Source organism: Nocardia sp. NBC_01503, assembly GCF_036327755.1.
Taxonomy (GTDB): domain Bacteria; phylum Actinomycetota; class Actinomycetes; order Mycobacteriales; family Mycobacteriaceae; genus Nocardia.
The window spans coordinates 922,707-940,987 of record NZ_CP109596.1 but is presented as its reverse complement, the minus strand read 5'-3'; the positions used below and the strand labels follow the sequence as shown (position 1 = coordinate 940,987).

General features: G+C 65.6%; 19 protein-coding genes. 7 read left to right on the top strand and 12 right to left on the bottom strand.

Going from position 1 to position 18,281, the window contains the following annotated elements; genetic code table 11:
- The first annotated feature begins 82 nt into the window (after positions 1 to 82).
- Both OHB26_RS04420 and OHB26_RS04415 read left to right on the top strand, forming a co-directional pair.
- On the top strand, positions 83 to 1,432 hold the full coding sequence (locus OHB26_RS04420; protein ID WP_330182960.1) for a M20/M25/M40 family metallo-hydrolase: 1,350 nt from the start codon (positions 83 to 85) through the stop codon (positions 1,430 to 1,432).
- Positions 1,429 to 2,955, top strand: a complete 1,527-nt coding sequence (locus tag OHB26_RS04415; protein WP_330182959.1) for a YfcC family protein — start codon at positions 1,429 to 1,431, stop codon at positions 2,953 to 2,955. Before OHB26_RS04420 ends, OHB26_RS04415 begins: the two co-directional genes overlap by 4 nt.
- On the opposite strand, the gene OHB26_RS04410 is transcribed toward OHB26_RS04415, so the two are convergent.
- Positions 2,956 to 3,519: a TetR/AcrR family transcriptional regulator gene (locus tag OHB26_RS04410; protein WP_330182958.1), complete on the bottom strand. Its 564-nt coding sequence runs from the start codon at positions 3,517 to 3,519 to the stop codon at positions 2,956 to 2,958. It lies immediately after the preceding gene.
- 108 nt (positions 3,520 to 3,627) lie between these two features.
- On the opposite strand from OHB26_RS04410, the gene OHB26_RS04405 reads away from it, so the two are divergent.
- Positions 3,628 to 4,938, top strand: a complete 1,311-nt coding sequence (locus OHB26_RS04405; RefSeq protein WP_330182957.1) for a family 1 glycosylhydrolase — start codon at positions 3,628 to 3,630, stop codon at positions 4,936 to 4,938.
- 12 nt (positions 4,939 to 4,950) lie between these two features.
- Here the strand turns inward: OHB26_RS04405 and OHB26_RS04400 are convergent, their stop codons facing one another.
- Entirely contained in the window at positions 4,951 to 5,943 is a 993-nt protein-coding gene (locus tag OHB26_RS04400) for an LLM class F420-dependent oxidoreductase (protein WP_330182956.1), read from the bottom strand.
- A gap of 126 nt (positions 5,944 to 6,069) precedes the next feature.
- Entirely contained in the window at positions 6,070 to 6,537 is a 468-nt protein-coding gene (locus OHB26_RS04395; RefSeq protein ID WP_330182955.1) for a MarR family winged helix-turn-helix transcriptional regulator, read from the bottom strand.
- Between the two features lie 86 nt (positions 6,538 to 6,623).
- Here OHB26_RS04395 and OHB26_RS04390 point away from each other — a divergent pair, with 86 nt between their 5' ends.
- Complete coding sequence (locus OHB26_RS04390) at positions 6,624 to 6,947, top strand: rhodanese-like domain-containing protein (RefSeq protein WP_330182954.1); 324 nt, start codon at positions 6,624 to 6,626, stop codon at positions 6,945 to 6,947.
- 81 nt (positions 6,948 to 7,028) lie between these two features.
- Entirely contained in the window at positions 7,029 to 7,751 is a 723-nt protein-coding gene (locus tag OHB26_RS04385; protein ID WP_330182953.1) for a dienelactone hydrolase family protein, read from the top strand.
- On the opposite strand, the gene OHB26_RS04380 is transcribed toward OHB26_RS04385, so the two are convergent.
- The 3 genes from OHB26_RS04380 to OHB26_RS04370 all read right to left on the bottom strand — a co-directional run bounded on the left by OHB26_RS04380 (position 7,652) and on the right by OHB26_RS04370 (position 10,848).
- A complete protein-coding gene (locus tag OHB26_RS04380) occupies positions 7,652 to 8,554 on the bottom strand; it encodes a sterol desaturase family protein (RefSeq protein WP_330182952.1) in 903 nt (300 codons plus the stop codon). The genes OHB26_RS04385 and OHB26_RS04380 overlap by 100 nt on opposite strands.
- A 228-nt stretch (positions 8,555 to 8,782) precedes the next feature.
- Complete coding sequence (locus OHB26_RS04375; protein ID WP_330185491.1) at positions 8,783 to 9,970, bottom strand: MFS transporter; 1,188 nt, start codon at positions 9,968 to 9,970, stop codon at positions 8,783 to 8,785.
- A 242-nt stretch (positions 9,971 to 10,212) separates the two neighbouring features.
- Complete coding sequence (locus OHB26_RS04370; protein ID WP_330182951.1) at positions 10,213 to 10,848, bottom strand: GntR family transcriptional regulator; 636 nt, start codon at positions 10,846 to 10,848, stop codon at positions 10,213 to 10,215.
- 158 nt (positions 10,849 to 11,006) lie between these two features.
- On the opposite strand from OHB26_RS04370, the gene OHB26_RS04365 reads away from it, so the two are divergent.
- Complete coding sequence (locus OHB26_RS04365; protein ID WP_330182950.1) at positions 11,007 to 11,471, top strand: PaaI family thioesterase; 465 nt, start codon at positions 11,007 to 11,009, stop codon at positions 11,469 to 11,471.
- A 72-nt stretch (positions 11,472 to 11,543) separates the two neighbouring features.
- Here the strand turns inward: OHB26_RS04365 and OHB26_RS04360 are convergent, their stop codons facing one another.
- From OHB26_RS04360 to OHB26_RS04350, 3 genes are read right to left on the bottom strand one after another with little or no spacing between them, the layout of a single operon-like run.
- Positions 11,544 to 12,560: an NADP-dependent oxidoreductase gene (locus OHB26_RS04360; protein ID WP_330182949.1), complete on the bottom strand. Its 1,017-nt coding sequence runs from the start codon at positions 12,558 to 12,560 to the stop codon at positions 11,544 to 11,546.
- The gene (locus OHB26_RS04355; protein ID WP_330182948.1) at positions 12,557 to 13,108 is read right to left on the bottom strand and encodes a TetR/AcrR family transcriptional regulator; all 552 of its coding nucleotides are present in this window, start codon (positions 13,106 to 13,108) and stop codon (positions 12,557 to 12,559) included. The genes OHB26_RS04360 and OHB26_RS04355 overlap by 4 nt, the downstream gene beginning before the upstream one ends.
- A 5-nt stretch (positions 13,109 to 13,113) precedes the next feature.
- Positions 13,114 to 13,806: a type 1 glutamine amidotransferase domain-containing protein gene (locus tag OHB26_RS04350; RefSeq protein ID WP_330182947.1), complete on the bottom strand. Its 693-nt coding sequence runs from the start codon at positions 13,804 to 13,806 to the stop codon at positions 13,114 to 13,116.
- 117 nt (positions 13,807 to 13,923) lie between these two features.
- Here OHB26_RS04350 and OHB26_RS04345 point away from each other — a divergent pair, with 117 nt between their 5' ends.
- A complete protein-coding gene (locus OHB26_RS04345; RefSeq protein ID WP_330182946.1) occupies positions 13,924 to 14,847 on the top strand; it encodes a LysR family transcriptional regulator in 924 nt (307 codons plus the stop codon).
- Positions 14,848 to 14,882: 35 nt separating this feature from the next.
- Here the strand turns inward: OHB26_RS04345 and OHB26_RS04340 are convergent, their stop codons facing one another.
- Genes OHB26_RS04340 through OHB26_RS04330 form a run of 3 tightly spaced genes read right to left on the bottom strand, consistent with a single transcriptional unit; the run spans position 14,883 to position 18,237 of the window.
- Positions 14,883 to 16,649 (bottom strand): oleate hydratase, encoded by a 1,767-nt coding sequence (locus tag OHB26_RS04340; protein ID WP_330185490.1) that lies wholly within the window; start codon positions 16,647 to 16,649, stop codon positions 14,883 to 14,885.
- Positions 16,650 to 16,699: 50 nt separating this feature from the next.
- Positions 16,700 to 17,560, bottom strand: a complete 861-nt coding sequence (locus OHB26_RS04335; RefSeq protein WP_330182945.1) for a 3-hydroxyacyl-CoA dehydrogenase — start codon at positions 17,558 to 17,560, stop codon at positions 16,700 to 16,702.
- Positions 17,557 to 18,237 (bottom strand): TetR/AcrR family transcriptional regulator, encoded by a 681-nt coding sequence (locus OHB26_RS04330; RefSeq protein WP_330182944.1) that lies wholly within the window; start codon positions 18,235 to 18,237, stop codon positions 17,557 to 17,559. The genes OHB26_RS04335 and OHB26_RS04330 overlap by 4 nt, the downstream gene beginning before the upstream one ends.
- Positions 18,238 to 18,281 lie beyond the last annotated feature (44 nt).

The following is an 18,281-nucleotide window of genomic DNA, read 5'->3' as shown; positions in this document are numbered from 1 at the left end:
CCTGCCGCGACACGAAGTCTCCATTGAGCAAAGATCGCCACAAATTCGCTGATCCGGCAATGTGGGATGGTTTTATAGCGTAATGGATCTGCGTCAGGACCTGCGTGGCACTGTCGGCGACCTCATGCCCGAGCTGAAATCTCTGCTCGAGCAGCTCGTCGCAATCCCCTCCATTGCCTTCCCGGAGTATCCGAAAGAGAATGTGCGGCGGGCGCACGATCTCGTAGCGGAAGAATTGCGGAAGTCCGGTGTCGATGATATTTCGGTACTGAACCTGCCGGACACCTCCCCGGTTATCTACGGCCGCATTCCGGCACCGCCCGGTGCGCCGACCGTACTGCTGTACGGGCACTACGACGTTCAACCCTCGGGTGATGAAAGCCTCTGGAACACACCACCATTCACACCCACCGAGAAGGACGGCGCGATCTACGGGCGCGGCGCCGCGGACTGCAAGGCCAACGTGGTCGCGCATATCGGCGCACTGCGGGCCTACGGCGGTAAGCCACCGGTCGGCGTCACCATTGTCATCGAGGGGCAGGAGGAGTACGGCTCCTGCTTCGACGACTATCCGGGTGAGAAGCCGGATCTCTTCCAGGCCGACGCCCTGCTCATCTGCGACGCGGGCAATATTCGGGCGGGCACACCCACCCTGGTCACCGCATTGCGCGGTGTCGCAGACGTTTTCGTCGAGGTGCGCACACTCGCGGCTCCGGTGCACTCCGGTCAGTTCGGCGGTGCGGCCCCGGATGCCCTGCTCGCGCTCGTGGCCGGGCTCGCGACCCTGCACGATGCCGATGGCAATGTGGCGGTCCAGGGACTGCGCCGGGACAAATGGACCGGCGCGAACTACACCGATGCCGAGTTCGCCGAAATCACCGGTATGGCACCGGGAATGCCGCTGCTGGGCACCGGACCGATCGGTGAACGCATCTGGTACGGACCCGCCATCACGGTCATCGGACTGGACGCACCGCCGGTGAAAACCGCCGCGTCGGCGGTGGTTCCGTACGCCAAGGCGTATCTGAACGTGCGCGTGCATCCCGAACAGGATCCGGCCGAGGGCCAGCGCGCGGTCATCGAACACCTGAGGAAGGTCAAGCCCTACGGTATCGAACTCACCGTCACCGGCGGCGATGTCGGAGCCGGATTCGCCGCCGGCACAAGCGGTCCCGCCTACGCCGCCATGCGTGAGGCCATGGGCAAGGCGTGGAATACCGAGGTGGTGGACTCGGCCATGGGTGGTTCGATTCCACTCACCAACTCCATGGCCGCCGCCAATCCGAACTCCGAGGTGATCATGATCGGCGCGGAGGACTCCAAATGCAATATGCACGGCTTCAATGAGCGAGTCCTGTTGAGCGAGTTGAGCAATACCGCTCTCGCCGAGGCCGAGTTCTTCCAACTGTTCGCGAACAGGATGCGCAAATGAGCGACACCACGGTGGCCGGTCCGGCATCCGGGACCGAACCCGCCCGGCACAAGAAGAAGCGCGGCTTCCCCTCCACCTACACGATTCTCGCGGGCGTCACGGTGGCGGTGTGGCTGGCGGCCTTCGTGATTCCGCCGGGCGCGTACCAGGTGGACGATAAGGGCCACACCATCGCCGGGTCTTATCACCGCATCGAGGGTGCGAAGAATTTCGGCGAGCGTATGCGCGATCTGTTCCTCGCGCCGATCAATGGGCTCTATGGGATCCAGGGTGAGAACGGGCAGGTCGCACCCGACAGCTCCGGCGCGCTCTACGGTGCGGCGGCGGTCTTCCTCTTCGTGCTCGCGGTCGGCGCGTTCATTACCGTCGCCTTCGCCACCGGTGCGCTGGACAGCGGAATCGGGCGGCTGGCATACAAACTGCGCAGCCGGTCGTTCCTGCTGATCGTCGGCATCATGGTGGTTTTCGCCATCGCGGGCACGGTCGAGGGTTTCGCGGAGGAGACCCTGGGCTTCTACGCGCTGCTGGTGCCCTTGACCCTGGCATTGGGTTATGACCGCATGACCGCCGTCGGCGCGATCATCGCCGGTGCGGGTGTCGGCGTGCTGTGTTCGACGGTCAACCCGTTCGCCACCGGCACCGCCTCCTCGGCCGCGGATGTGCCCATCGGTGACGGCATTGTGCTGCGCCTGGCCATGCTGGTGGTGCTCACGGCCGTCACCGTCGCCTATGTGCTCTGGTACGCGCGCCGGGTCAAGAACGATCCCGAGAAGTCGTGGTCCGGTTGGCAACCCGGCGATCGGGAGGTGAAAGCCGATGACCACGAACCGGATCCGCTGACCAAGCGCCAGATTCTGGTGCTGTGGCTGGTCGGTCTCACCTTCGCCTTCATGATCTTCGCGATCATCCCCTGGGCCACGGTCATCAATGGTCCGGACGCGAAATCCTTCGGCTGGGAACTGGATTGGTACTTTCCGGAGCTGACCGCGCTCTTCCTGGTCGGCGCGGTGGTGATCGGCCTGGTCGGTGGCCTCGGCGAGAGCAGGATGTCCGAGGCGGTCGGTAAGGGCTTCGGCGATTTCGTCGGCGCGGGCATCGTGATCGTGCTGGCCCGCGGCGTCACCGTGATCATGAACAACACCCAGATCACCGCCACCGTGCTGCACGCTCTCGAGGGCGTGGTCACCGGCACCTCCTCCGCGGTCTTCGCGGTCGCGGTCTTCCTGGTGAATGTGCCCCTGGCCTTCCTGATTCCATCGACCTCGGGCCACGCCACCCTCGCCATGCCGATCATGGCCCCACTCGCCGATTTCGCGAATGTCCCACGGTCCCTGGTGGTTACGGCCTGGCAGTCGGCCTCCGGCTGGGCGAACCTGGTCACCCCCACCACCGCCGTGGTCACCGGTGGTATCGCCCTGGCCAAGGTGCGCTACGACCGCTACGTCAAGTTCATCGCCCCGCTCATGGGCATCCTGTTCGTATTGATCTGCGCCTTCCTGGCCATCGCGGCCTGGATCGGCTGATCAGCGAATCAGATTGCGCCAGCACAGTTCCAAATGTGCCGCCATATCGAAGCTCGGATCGATGAGCCAGCGCGATTGCAGGCCGTCGGCGAGGGCGAAAAGGGTTACGGCGGCGGCATCGGGGTCGACATGCGCGGGTAGCTTTCCGGCATCGCGCATGTCGCGCAGCGAGGTCGAGAAGCCTTCGAGACCTATGCGATACCGCTCCCGCATATAGAAGTGTGCGGGATGCCGGGGATCGGCGGCGGCCGCCTGCATATGGGTGAACAGTTCGATCAGTCCGGGCACCTGGGCATTGCGCCGGACCACCTCGATGAGGGCCTCCGGCGTGCGGTCGGCGGCGGCCGATAGATCGGCCTCGTCGCGTCGGCGCAGCACAGCTACGAACAGCTCCTCCTTGGAGCCGAAGTAGTGCAGCAGCCCGCCCTGACTCAGCCCGACCGCCTCGGCCAGTTCGGCGACCGAGGTGGCGAAGAAGCCGCGTTCGGCGATGGTGCGCAGCGCGGCGTCGAGGATCTGCTCCCGCCGTTCGATGCCCTTGCCATAGGGTCCCCGTTTCACCACGCAGAGAGTGTAGAGCCCCGGGAGGGGCTCCTTGTCACTCAAAACCGAGCGATGTACGGTTTTCAATGCGGCCATTGCCGCGCACAAGCGAAGGAGAATCCGGTTCCGATGCGTATCCGTCCTCGATATTTCGCCCCCGCCGCCCTGGTCGCCGCCGCCCTGGTGCTGGGCAACGCCCCGGCCTCCGCCCGGCCCGCGCCGCCGACGCAGCTCGCGCCGCTGGGCAGTGACTTCCTGTGGGGTGTGGCCGCCTCCGGGTTCCAGTCCGAGGGTGACGCGCCGGACAGCAACTGGTCGCGGTATGTGGCGGCGGGCAAGACCGAGGACCCGTATCGCGACTCCATCGACTTCCATTCGCGCTTCCGGTCCGATATCCAGCTCGCCGCGAACCTGGGCGTGAAGGTGTACCGCATGGGCATCGAATGGGCGCGCGTACAGCCGCAGCCCGGGGTGTGGGATGAGAACGGGCTGAAGTTCTACGACGAGGTCATCTCCACCATTACCGCGGCGGGTATGCGGCCGATGCTGACCCTCGATCACTGGGTGTTCCCGGGCTGGGAGGTCGACCGTGGTGGCTGGCGGAATCCGGGCATCGTGTCGGACTGGCTTGCCAACGCGCGCACGGTGGTTGATCGCTACGCGCACTTCAACCCGCTCTGGGTCACCTTCAACGAGCCGGTCATGTACATGCTCAACGAGACTCGGCACGGCGGCATATCGGCCGCGGATATTCCGGCCATGACGGATCGGATCGCGCAGGCGCACAACGGAATCTACGACTATATCCACGGTGTGCAGCCCGGCGCGATGGTCACCAGCAATGTCGCCTACGTCCCGACCGCCGAGGACGCGATCAACGGTCCGCTCATGAACGCGATCGCGGCCAAGCTGGATTACATCGGCATCGACTACTACTACGGCATGTCACCCGACGATATGCGGGCCATCTCGAACGAACTGTGGCAGAACTCCTTGCAGCCCGACGGCATCTACTATGCGCTGCAACACTATTCGCGCGCTTTCCCGGGCAAGCCGCTCTACATCGTCGAGAACGGCATGCCGACCGAGAACGGTATGCCGCGGGCCGACGGCTACACCCGCGCCGACGACCTCCGCGACACCGTCTACTGGGTCCAGCGCGCCGCCGCCGACGGTATGAACGTCATCGGCTACAACTACTGGAGCCTCACCGACAACTACGAATGGGGTTCCTACACACCGCGATTCGGTCTCTACACGGTGGACGTGCTGACCGACCCCACGCTCACTCGCAAGCCCACCGACGCCGTCCCCGCGTACACGGCCATCACCGCCGGCAACGGCGTCCCGGCCGACTACCGCCCGACCCGCGACCCCAAGGCGTGCTCACTCGTCGACGCGCTGGCCAGCTGCGCCGATCCGGTGACGGTGCCGCGGTAGCCGGGCTTCGATTCAGCGCAGGGCGGGGATCACCTCGCGTTCGAAGAGTTCGAGGCCGGAGGTGTCGTAGGCGATCTCGGGGAAGTAGTGGATGCTGTACGTCAGGCCGAGATCCTTGGTGCGGGTGATGTTCTCGATGATCTGCTCGGGGGTGCCGACGCCGGGGCTGTTGCGGAAGAGGCTCTCCACGTGTCCCTTGGCCTGATCCGCGCCGATCACCTTCGCCAGGCGGGCCTCGAGTTCGGTGAGGCGCTGTTGCACCTCGGCCTCGGTCGAACCCACGAGGGTATTGAAATTGGAGCTGCGGGTGATGGATTCGAAGTCGGTGCCGACCTTCTCGCAGTGTCCACGCAGCAGGTCGGACTTGTGCGCGAACTCCGTCGGATCGCCGGAGAAGTTGGTGTACCGCGCGTACTGCGCCGCGATACGCAGCGTCACCTTCTCGCCGCCGCCCGCGATCCAGATCGGAATTCCGCCCTCCTGCAAGGGAAGTGGGCGCACGATCGCGCCGTCGACCTGGTAGTGCTTACCATTCAGGGTGGCCGAACCGGTGGTCCAGGCCTGTTTGAAGATCTGCACGCCCTCGTCGAGACGGCCGAGACGCTCACCGGCGGAGGGGAAGCCGTAGCCGTAGGCGCGCCACTCGTGTTCGTACCAGCCGCCGCCGATGCCCATTTCCACGCGACCGCCGGAGACGAGATCCACGGTGGCGGCGACCTTGGCCAGGTAGGCGGGGTTGCGGTAGCTGATGGCGGTACACATCTGGCCCAGGCGCACCCGCGAGGTGCTCGCGGCGAAGGCGGACATCAGGGTCCACGCCTCATGGGTGGCCTCTTCGGTGGGGAGGGGCACGGTGTGGAAATGGTCGTAGACCCACAGCGATTCCCAGTCCGGATTGGCGTCGATGCGCTGGGCGAGGTCGCGCATTACGCCCCACTGTGCGGCCGGATCGATACCGGCCAGATCCAGCCGCCAGCCCTGCGGGATGAAAATGCCGAAACGCACGAATGTCTCCTCCGTCTGAATGGATGGGTCCGCGACCACCCTTCCCGGTCGTCACCGGCGGGGCAACTATTCGACTCTGAACGCGTCGAACTCTCGGGCCTTGGTCGGTCAGCGTGTCACGGCGACTCAGTCGGTCTTGCCCGGCGCCGGATCAGGCAGGTCAGCGGGGGAAAGCACCTTGTTCAGGGCGGCGGCGACCGTCTCCAACTCACCCCGCGCCAGTTGCCCGCCGAACCGCCGCTCGATACCGGCCAGGTAATGCGGCGCGGCCTCGCGGAAGCGTTCGCGACCCTGGTCGGTAATGCTCACGAAGGCCGAGCGGCCGTCATCGGGATTGGATTCACGCCGCACCAGTCCCCGCGATTCCAGTTCGGTGACCAGGCGGCTCACCCGGGTGCGGCTGAGCACCACCCGGTCACCCAGGTCGCTCATCCGCAAGCGTTGCGGCCCATCGAGTTCCAGCAGGACGTCGTACCAGCTCAGCGGTAGGCCGGTGGCGCGGCGTAGTTCGGCGTCCAGCTCCGGGACCAGTTTGGCGTGTACCTGGAGCAGGGCGGCCCAGGCATTGACGGCGGGGTGGGATTTCGGTGGCACCGGCTCAGCATAACCGGTTGCGTGCGCGCGCACTTAAGTAGTAGCGTGCACACGCACATACTTTTGTGCTCGGGAAAGGAAAACCCATGACCACGTTGATCACTCGCGAAGAACTCGCCAAGGAGATCGAGGCCGGGACCGTGACGGTGCTGGACGCCCTCGGCGGTGAGTACTACGACAAGGCGCATCTGCCGGGCGCGCTCCCGTTGATCGAGTCCGAAGTGGACGCCCGCGCGCCCCAACTGCTCCCCGACAAGGCCGCCGCCATCGTCACCTACTGCTCCAATCCCGCCTGCGCCAACAGCCAGAGCGTCGCCACCGCACTGGAGCGACTCGGCTACACCAATGTCCGCAAATACCGTGAAGGCATTCAGGATTGGAGCGAGGCGGGGTTGCCAATCGAGAGCTAAGCCCGGAGAAATCGTCCCAGACGCACTAGGATCCGCAGCAGTCATCATTCGGTGTTCGCAGACCGCGGAGGGGGCTCGTCGATGAGCTCAATGCAATTGGACGCGCCCGACGGGCCCATCGAGGCCTATCTCGCCACACCCTCCGGGGACGGGCCGTGGCCCGGGGTGGTGGTGCTGCACGACATGCTCGGAATCGGCAGCGCCGTGCAGGGATCCACCCGCATGCTCGCCGACCACGGCTATCTCGCCATCGCACCGGACCTGTTCTCGCGCGGCAAGGTTCGGTGCGTGCCGGGGATGATCCGCGATCTCCTGGCCAATAAACGCGATAGCACCCCGGTACGCGATATTCTCGCCGCCCGCGCGCAGTTGATGAACGATCCGCGCTGTACCGGCAAGGTCGCGGTGGCGGGCTTCTGTTTGGGTGGTGCGTTCGCGCTGCTCGCCGCCACCGAGGGATTCGACGCCGCCGCGCCGTTCTATCCGGCGGGCCGCGGCAATTACGACGAGATACTGCGCGGGTCCTGCCCGATCGTGGCCAGTTACGGTCGGCGTGATCCGCAGAACATCGGACGCGGGCCGAAGCTCGAGCGCACCCTGACCGAGGCCGGGGTGCCGCACGATGTGAAGACCTATCCGAAATCCGGGCATTCGTTCGCCGACAACCATCCCGGGCAGCCGCTGTTGAAGGTCCTGGGCCTGGGCTACAACGCCGAGGCCACATCCGATGCCTGGCGGCGCGTCTTCGCCTTCTTCGACACCCACCTGTCCCCGGGCGACCAGCCGGGCGGACCGAAGGCGTAACCGACCCAGTCCCGAATCCGCCTGCTGGAGCGCAGATCCCGCCACAGCGCGCCGAATTCGTAGTACTGCAGCGTGAAGACGTTGGCGCTCTCGATGTTCTTGGTCAAACCGTAGGTGGGACGGAAGGTTTCGGCGCGGAAGGTGCCGAACAGGCGGTCCCACAGAATGAAGATGCCGCCGTAATTGCGGTCCAGATACTCCGGATCGCTGGCATGGTGCACGCGATGGTGCGAGGGCGTATTGAAGACGAACTCGAACCAGCGCGGCAGTCGGCCGATGGTCTCGGTATGCACCCAGAACTGGTAGATCAGATTGAACGACCACGCCGTGAACACCATCCACGGCGGGACGCCCAGCAGCGGCAGTGGAATCCAGGCCAGCAGTTCGAACCACGGATTCCACTTCTGCCGCAGCGCCGTCGCATAGTTGAAGTACCGGCTGTTGTGGTGCACCTGATGCGCCGCCCACACCACCCGCACCCGATGTGAGGTGCGGTGGTAGACGTACCAGAGCACATCCACCGCCAGCATGACCGCGACCCAGCTGAGCGGATTTCGCGGATCCACCTGCCACGGCGCGTGCACGTACAGCACCGCGTACCCGAGCAAGGCCACGAATTTCGCCGCACCGCTGACGAATACCGAGACCGCGCCCATGATCAGGCTGTTGCGGGCATCGGTCCGCTCATATCCGGTGCGCTCGTCGCCGTGCGCGCGCAGCGAGAAGATCTCCACGACCAGGGCGAGCACGAAGAACGGGACCGCGTACGTCACGGGCTGATTGATCTGGTCCCACAGGTTCACGACGACTACTCCACTCCCGCGCCGATGTGCGCGCGGTCACCGCATCTGCAACGACTGTAAGGCCCGCGATGCGATCTCCGAAAGACTCCGAACGCCCGGCGCGGGTCTCGGCCGCGCCCGCCACGATCGTGAACATGGCCGGGTATCCGATTCCGGCGCCATCGTGCGGCGTCACCAGGCCGACCGGGACGCCGAACCCGCGAGATCATCTCCTCGGGCGGCCGGGTTTCAGCTGCGGCGGCAACGCGCGACGAGTCCGAGGCAACCCGCCGCGGCTACCGCCAGCATGGTGAACATGGCCGGATAGCCGATGCCGGTGCTGTCGTGGAGCATTGCCATGAGGGCGGGGAGGCCGAAGCCGAGGTAGCTGACCGCGTAGAAGACGGCGGTCAGGCCCGCGAGATCATCGGGGCGGGCCATGCGTTCGATCTCCAGAAGTCCGGCGACCAGCCCGATGCCGAAACCGAGGCCGAGCACGATGGCGGTGGCGATGGTGAGCCAGAGCGTGAGTGGGCCCGAGGCTGCCGCGGCGAGCCCCATTCCGGTGGCGACGAGGGTCAGTGCCAGGGCGGGGAGGCGGATGGTGCCGGGGCGATCCAGGCGGCGGGCCACTGATTGAATGGCGAAACCGCAGCCCAGCGTAGTGACGGTGATCAGCGCGGAGAACGCGATGGGCGCACCGTGCACCTTCGGCATCATGAGGGTGGGCATGATGGCGTAAGCCGTTGCGGAACAGGCGAACAGCCATAGTGCGACGGGCAGCACGACCAGTCGGAAGCGGCGATGCGCCACGGCGGGGATCTTCAGGTCCTCGGTCAATCGCCTCGTAGTCGGCTCGGGCACCAGGGTTTCCGGAGCCCGGAGAATCCATGCGGCGGCAACCAGGCACAGCCCGACATTGATCAGGTAGGGGAGGGAGTCCGGCAGCGGCCCCCACTGTGCCAACACCCCTGCCACACCCGCGCCCACACCGAAGCCGCCGGTGAGACTCATGGCCGAGCGTCGCGCTCCGGTGCCGGAGGCGGTTTCGGCCGCGAATGGCGGCTGCGACAACTCCTTGAGCCAGCTGCTGCCGACCGCCATCGCCAGCCCGAGCGCCGCACCGCAGAGCACGCGTCCGGCGGATAGCATCGGCACGGAAGATGATCCGAAGGCGAGCAGCAGTGATCCCGATGCGGCGATCACCGGCGCGGGGAGCATGAGCGGTCGGCGACCGTATCGGTCCGACAGCGGCCCACCGATCAACAGCGCGGGCACGATCCCCAGCACGTACTCGAACAGCAGCAGATCAACGGTGGTGACCGGCAAGCCGTCCCGTTTGTACATGACCAGCAGTGGCGTGAATTCGTTTCCACCCCAGGCGATCGCGAAGATCGCCGTGGCCACGCTCAACCACGCGCGGGGGTCGCGAGCCACGGCCGCGGTAGGCCGGGTGAGAACGGCGGTGGCGGCGCCACCACCCGACACCTCGTGCTCGGCCGGTGAATCCGCCGGGCCGCCCCGTGAATCCGCTGGTTCGTGCGGTGAATCTGTCAGGCCACGGCGTGAATCCGCCGGACGTGAATCAGGCAGGCCGCGATACGAATCGGCGGGAGCGCCCGGAGAATTCGGGGTGCTGCCGCGTGGGGGTCTGGGGCTGAAGGGGGAGTCGCTCGTCATCACAGCCCTCTCAGGGTCACGCCGTGCACGTCCATCAGGTGCTGGGCGAGGGCGGTGGCGAAGCCGGTGGTGTCGCCGGATTCGATGAGGTCGGCGAGGCGGGCGTGCTGGGCGATGATGCGATCGGTTTCGATCTCGCCGCGGCGCAGGGCGACGCTGTTCATACGGCGCTGGCGTTCGCGGAGCGAATCGTAGAAGCCCGCGAGTAGCGGGTTGCCCGCGGCTACCACGTATTCGCGGTGGAAGTCGGCGTCGACCACGGCGAATTCATCGAGGTCACCGGTGGCGGCGAGCGCGCGCTGGCGTTCCAGACAGGCGCGCAACCGGATCATGAGTGCCGATCGATCGGACTCGGCGAGGGCTCGGACCGCGCCCGTCTCCACCACGTACCGCGCCTGTGTCACATGCTCGGCCTCGTGCGAGGGCACCGGCACCACCAGCGCACCCCGCTTGGGGTACAGCTTCATCCACCCCTCGGTCTCCAATCGCAGGAAGGCCTCGCGCACCGGAGTCCGCGAGGTGCCGAGCGAGGTGGCGATCTCGCCCTCGCTGATCAGCTCGCCCCCGGGGAGTTCCCCGCTCAGGATGCGTTCCTTGACCGCGCGGTAGGCCCGCTCGGCGGATGAATACGTCATAGACACAAGTCGCATCCTAGGTATCCGACCGGTCGGATTTGCTGGGTTGTGGCCGGTCTCACCGCCGCGCCGACCGTGGGACTTGCGCGCGCCGAGCCCTTACCCCGATGATTTGTCCTGTTGGCATGCTGCCAGTAAGTGAGACAGGGAGGTCCCGCATGGCGAATGACGCCACCCCGCCGCTGAACGAGATCGTGAACGGCGCGCTCGAATTCACGATCCCGATCGCGCACAAGATGGGCGTCCAGGCCACCGAGGTCCGCCCCGGTTACGCCGCCACCAAGGTTCCGGTCGAGGGCAATGGCAACCACTTCGGTGTCATGTACGCCGGAGTCCTGTTCACCGTCGCGGAGATTCTGGGCGGTGCGCTCGCCGTCGCCAGCTTCGACAGCGCCCTGTACTACCCGCTGGTCAAGGATCTGCACATCTACTTCCGCAAGCCCGCCGCCACCGATGTCACCGCGGTGGCCGAGCTGTCGGAGTCCGAGATCGCGCGCATCGCGGAGGAGGCCGAGTTGAAGGGTAAGTCGGACTTCGTGCTCAAGGCCGTCGTCACCGATGCCAATGGTGTGGTCGTCGCGGAGACCGAGGGGATCTATCAGCTCCGCGCCCACCGCAAGTGACCCGGCGCGGGTAACCGAAACGGCCCGGCATCGATGACCGATGCCGGGCCGACCGGAGTTCCTGACGGATCGTTATCCGTTGTGCGGCAACCGAACCAGCATCTTGCCGGTATTCGCGCCGCTCATCATGGCGGTGAAGGCATCCAGGGCCTGATCGATACCGTCGACCACGGTCTCCTCCGCGCGCAGTGAACCATCGGCGAGCCAACCGGCCGCCTTGCCGATCCACTCCGGCGCCTGGTGCAGATGATCGGTGACGTTCATACCGCGCAGGTTGATCCGCTTACCGATGGCCAGCGGCAGATGACTCGGCCCGGCGGCGAGTTCGGTGTCGTTGTACACCGAGATGGCCCCGCAGAGCGCGATGCGCCCACGCAGATTCATGGCGACCAGCGCGGCATCGAGGTGATCGCCACCGACATTGTCGAAGTACACGTCGATCCCCTCGGGCGCGGCGGCGGCCAACTGCCCCACCAGATCTCCCTCGCGGTAGTCGATGGCGTGATCGAAGCCGAACTCCTCCAGCAGGCGCGCGGTCTTGGCCGGACCACCGGCCGAGCCGATCACCTTGGCCGCGCCGAGCCGCTTGGCGACCTGTCCCGCGATCGAACCCACCGCACCGGCCGCGCCGGAGATGAAGACGACATCACCGGCCTTGACCGGGGCGACCTCGGTGAGACCGGCGTAGGCGGTGATGCCGGTGGTGCCCAGCACGCCCAAATACGCCTGGGCGGGCGCGATTTCGGCATTCACCACCTGGACGGCGGCGGCATCGAGCACGGCGTACTCGCGCCAGCCGTAGAAGTGGCTGACCACCGCGCCGACGGGCACAGCGTCCGCGGCGGAGGCGATGACGGTGCCGACCGCACCACCGGTCATGGCCTCACCGAGACCGAAAGGGGGGATATACGATTCGGCATCGTTCATCCGCCCGCGCATGTACGGATCCACCGACAGCCAGTCATTGCGCACCAGCACCTGTCCGGGCGCGGGATCGGGCAGCGTTACGGTGGCGAGCTCGAAATCGGCGGGCTTGGGCTCGCCGTGCGGGCGGGCGATCAGACGCCATTCACGGCTGTCGACGGTCATTGTTGTTCTCCTTCAAGTGTTTTCGTATCGAGCCCGGCAAGCAGGGCGTCGGTGGCGGTGCGCAGTAGATCGGTGCGGCCCATGGACAGCAGGCCGATGGTGGTGGCGAGAATGATTCCGGCGGAGTCGGCGGGGCGTTCCCGGCCCGCGTCGGTGAGGACGCCGGTGAGCAGTCCGTGCAGATCCTCGGTGAAGGCGCGGCAGATATCCCCGCAGAGCCGGGCCTGCTCGTCGATGAGCTCCGCGGCGTGCGGTGAATCCGCGAAAGGTCCCGATGCCAGTAGCACTTTCGCGGAGGCGATGCCGAAGACCTTGTCCGCCAGCGGAACAGGTGCGGCGGCGGCCTCCCGCGCGGCGGTCATCGCGGTCGCGTGCAGGCGATCGGCGAGCCGCCGCACGGCATCGTCCTTATTGCGAACGTATTGATAGACCGCCGACCTGGAAACGCCTGTCTCGGAGGCGATATCGTCCATGGTCGTCCGCCGCGCCCCGTACCGCAGCAGGCAGCGCAGGGTGGCGTCGAGTACGTCGGCGGTCCGGTCGGCCATCGGGCTCAGAGCGCCTTCAGCAGCTCCGCCGCCAGCGGGGCGGAGGAGGCCGGGTTCTGCCCGGTGTAGAGATTGCGATCGACCTCGATATGCGGGGCCCACGGCGCACCGGCCTGGAAATCCAGGCCGAGTGCGACGAGTCGATCCTGGAGCAGCCACTTGGCCTTGTCCGCGAATCCGGCCTGGGTTTCCTCGGCATTGGTGAAGCCGGTGATGCGATAGCCCGCGAACGGCGATTTGCCATCGGCATCGGCGGTGGCCAGCAGTGCGGCCGGGGCATGGCACACCACGCCGAGCGGTTTGCCCGAAGCCAATGCGGCATTGAGCAATTCGCCCGAGACGGCATTGACGGCCAGATCCTCCATGGGACCGTGCCCGCCCGGATAGTAGACCGCGTCGTACTCGGCGAGATCGACCGCGCCGAGGTCGATGGGATGGCTCAATTCGGTTGCCTTGCGCAGGGTTTCGGCGATCTTCTCGGCGCCCTCCGGACCGCCGTTGGCGTCGGGGGCGAGGCTGCCACGATCGATGGGCGGCACCACCGCGCCGGGGGTGGCGACCACGATGTCGTGCCCGGCCGCGGTGAATGCCTCGTAGGGCGCGGCGAACTCTTCGGCCCAGTACCCGGTCGGGTGCCGGGTGCCGTCGGCCAGCGTCCAATGGTCGACGCCGGTCATGACGAACAAGACCTTGGCCATGATGCTCCTCGCTCAGAACGGTCGCTTGCGATGAACTGACACTCCGTATGCGAAATGTCAGGTTGTCGAGATCCACCGTAGGTGCGCGAACATAGATCGACCAATAGACTCGCCTATATGAGACATAGGCAGACCGATGGCTCCGTGGATTTGGCGCAGCTCCGCACATTCCTCGCCGTCTACCGGGCCGGATCGCTCACCGCGGGTGCCACCCAGGTCGGCCTCTCCCAGCCCACTGTGACGACGCAGATACAGACCCTGGAACGCAGACTGGGCCCGCTCTTCGAACGGCTGCCCCGCGGGGTCACCCCGACCGCCGCCGCCCATGATCTCGCCGCCCGGGTGGCGAATCCGCTCGACGCACTGGAATCCGTGGTCGGCGACTCACCGCAGGATGACACCCCCGAGCCGCCGGTACTGCTCGGCGGTCCGGCGGAGTTGCTCGCCGCGCTCACCCTGCCCGCGCTGGCTCCGCTCATCTCACAGGGCATCCGATTCACCATCGCCACCGGCTTGGCCGATGACCTGCTCACCGATCTGCGCCTGGGCAAGCTGGATCTGGTGCTCTCCACCATTCGCCCGCGCGGCCGCACCGTACTCGCCGATCCGCTGGCGGATGAGGAGTTCGTGCTGGTGGCCGCCCCGCAGGTGGCGGCGAAGGTCGATATCGATCGCCTGTGCGGCAATGACTTCACGGGCGTTCCGCTCATCAGCTATGCGGCGGATCTGCCTATCCTGCGGCGCTATTGGCGGCATGTGTTCGACACCCGTCTGGAAGCCGAACCGGCCCTGGTGATTCCGGATCTGCGCGCGGTGCTCGCCGCGGTGGTCTCGGGTGCGGGGATCTCGGTGCTGCCGCGATATCTGTGCGCGCGCGAGCTCGATGCCGGATCCATTGTGACACTGCTGGATCCGGAGGATTCGCCGATCAATACCGTATATCTGGCGCGCCGGGTGGGCGGGTCGGCCCGCCCGCATATCGAGCGGGTGCGCACCCAGCTGCTCGAGGCGGCGGAGATATGGCGGGCCTGCGTGCACTGAGCACGCCGACCCGCCGAAATCCCAGGGCGGACAGCCTATTTCTCGGAGACCAAGCCGAACTCGGTGAGCAGTTCGCCGACCTCGGTGGCGTCGAGGCGCTGCATGATTCGCTTGCGCAGGATCTCGGGCCCGGGCAGATCGATGGTCTTACCGTCGCGCAGCCTGCTGGTCGCCGCCAGTAGCGAGCGAATGTCGTACGTGGAGTTGAAGACCTCCGGTACGCCGCGTTCGATATTCAACAGCTGATACGCCGCCTCCATACCGGTGCGCACCGAGTATTCGGTGGTGAAGATGCAGTCCCGGCTGGTTTCGGAGAACTGTCCGATGAAGGCGAAGTTCACCGAACCCTCGGGCACCACATTCGGCCGGTCACCGGCCTTGCGCGGCATGAAGAACGAGGTCACGTACGGCATCATCACCGGTACGCAGGTGGCGGCGTTCGCGGCCAGGTCCGGAATATCCGCGACCGGAACACCCATGTGGTACAGCCACTCCTGGGTGATCTCCTCGCCGGTGCACTCCTGCATGGTCTTCTTCACATAGTCGCCGGGCACATCCACGAACAACGAGTAGACCCACACCACGATCTGATCTTTGGGCTGCTGTTTGAAGTGCGGCTGCCGGTTCACCGTCCAGCTCATCAGCCAGCTCGAATCCCGCACCGTGACAATGCCGCCGGTGACGACCTTGCCGCTGAACGGATCTCGCTTACAGATCTTCTGAATGTATTCGGGGATACGCTGATCCAGCGTGGTGACGGTCGCCGATTCCCATTTGGTCTTCTCGATATCGCCCGCGAAGACCTCGGGTCGGCCGAAGGCCGGATCCTTGGCCGAGAGCGTGCGCCACAGATCCCACGCGGGTGCGGGTCCGGTATTCAGCTTGGCGGGGGTGTGCTGATCACCCTCATCGGAGTTCTCGGTGAGTGAGCCGATCGTCATGAACAGCAGATCGTCCGCACCGAGATCGACGCCGCCCTCGACGCCCTCGGAGACCCAGTGAATCCGCTTGGCCTGCTTACGTTTCGCGCTCAGGTCGAAATCCACATCCGTGACGGTGGTATCGAACTTGAACGTGACGCCCTGCTCCAGCAGCCACTGGTACAGCGGCAGCACGAGTGATTCGTACTGGTTGTACTTGGTGAATTTGAGCGCCGAGAAGTCCGGCAGCCCGCCGATATGGTGGATGAAGCGGTGCAGGTACAGCTTCATCTCCAGGGCGCTGTGCCACTCCTCGAAGGCGAACATGGTGCGCCAGTACAGCCAGAAGTTGCTCCGCAGGAAGTCTTTCGAGAAGACCTCGTCGATGCGCTTGTCCTCCATCTCCTCCCGGGTGGCCAGGAAGACCTTCACGATCTCCTTCTGCGCCTTGTCATTCAGGGTGAACAGGCCGTCGGTGTGCGCGTCCTGACCGCGTTCGATGGTGGCGCGCTGGAGTGAGAAGTTCGGATCGTCCTTGTTGAGCCAGTAGAACTCGTCCAGGACGCTGGCCCCGTCGATCTCCATGGACGGGACGGTGCGATACAGATCCCACAGGCATTCGAAGTGGTTCTCCATTTCGCGTCCACCGCGAATGACGAAGCCCTTCTTGGGTTTACGAATACCGTCCAGCGCGCCGCCGGGAAGCTTCAGCTCCTCCAGAATGGTGATCCTGTTGCCCGGCAGTTGACCGTCACGGATGAGGAAGGCGGCTCCGGACAGCGAGGCGAGACCGGATCCGACGAACCAGGCCGTTTTGGCGTCCACCCCTTCGGGCTTGCGCGGTCGGGTGAAGGCTTCGTAATTGCCACTGCTGTAGAATATATGACTCCTATCCCTGGTTTCGAACTTCGGGCGGATGACGCGCGGAGCCGTCACGCGGAGTACTTGTAGAAGCCCTCTCCGCTGGCGATGCCGAGCTTGCCCTTGCCGATGTAGTTGTCCTGCAACCACTTCGCGAGCGCCTTACCGTTCTCGTCACCATTGACGAGAATGTTGTAGGGCGTGGTCAGGCCGATGATGTCGAGAATCTGGAACGGTCCCATGGGCGCGCCGGTGGCGATCCGCCAGGTTTTGTCCACCGCTTCCGGTTCGGCGTAGCCGTTCGCGCTCAGATCCATGGCGGCATTGAGCAGCGGCACCAGCAGCGAATTGAGGACGTAACCCGCCTTCTCCTTATGCAATTCGATGGGCACCATGCCGATGGCGGCGGCGAAGTCGACCACGGCCTGATAGACCTTCGGATCGGTCGCGGGCGTGCCCATCACTTCGGCGGTATTGAACTTCCACACCTGATTGGCGAAGTGCAGCGCCAGGAATCGATCCGGCCGGCCGGTGAACTCGACCATGGCGCTGGGCAGCAGGGTGGAGGAGTTGGTGGCGAAGATGGTGCGTTCGGGGGCGAGTTCGCCGAGCTTTTCGTAGGTGTCCTGTTTGATGGCGAGCACCTCGGGCACGGCCTCGATAACCAGATCGGCGTCCCGAACCGCCTGTGCCAGATCGGATGTCAGCGTGATACTCGTGGCGGTCCTATCGGCCTTGCCGTCACCCGCCCCGTCGACCTCGCTCTTGTAGACGGCGGCCAGTTTGGTGAAGCGTTCGCCAGCGGCCTTCAAGGCGTCGTCGTTGATGTCGTAGGCGGTGACCTCGAATCCGCTGAACGCGGTCTGGTACGCGATCTGCGAGCCCAGCACTCCGGTGCCGAGCACGGTCACCTTGTGAATATCGATGCTCAATTGTCTCTCCTCTGTTCGGAATTGGCGGCAGCGTGCAGCGCCGCGAAGAAGCCCGCGACAATCTGCGCGATTTGGGCGCGCAGGTCCGCGAGCGGGTCGTAGCCCGGATGTGCCCCGGTCGCGGGGCGGGCCAGGGTGAGATGTAGAACCGCGAAGACGCTGCGGCCGGCCAAGCGGGAAAACTCTTCCAGCCGAGGTGAATCCAGTCCCCGCGCGCGGGCGTCGACGGCGAGCCGGTCGGCGATCATGGCCTCCATCCGGGCGACCAGGGCCAGTCCCTCGGCACGGTATTTCTCACTCGCCGTGCCGAAGAGCAGTTCGCGCTGATACGCGATGGTGTTCTCGGCATTGCGCGCGGCGGCGCGCACGGTCGGCCGAATGATCTCCAGCACCGTCTCCACCGGATCGTCGTGTGCGCGGGCGCGATGTTCCGCGAGGTCCAGGGCGGTCCGGAAATCCGCGTTGTAGACCATGAGCAGCAGTTCGCCCTTGGAGGAGGCGTATCGGAACAGGGTGCCCGCGGCGATATCCGCGCGATCGGAGATCTGCTGGGTGGTAACCCGTGCGAAGCCGTGTTCGGCGAATAGTTCGGCTGCGGCATCGAAAATGCGACTCTGCTTATCCTGCATACCGCGTGCACGCCGTCCGACCTGGGTAGATCGCTGCGGGGCGGTCATGCGACACCTCCGGATTGCCTGGAAAAATGAGCGGACTCATTTCT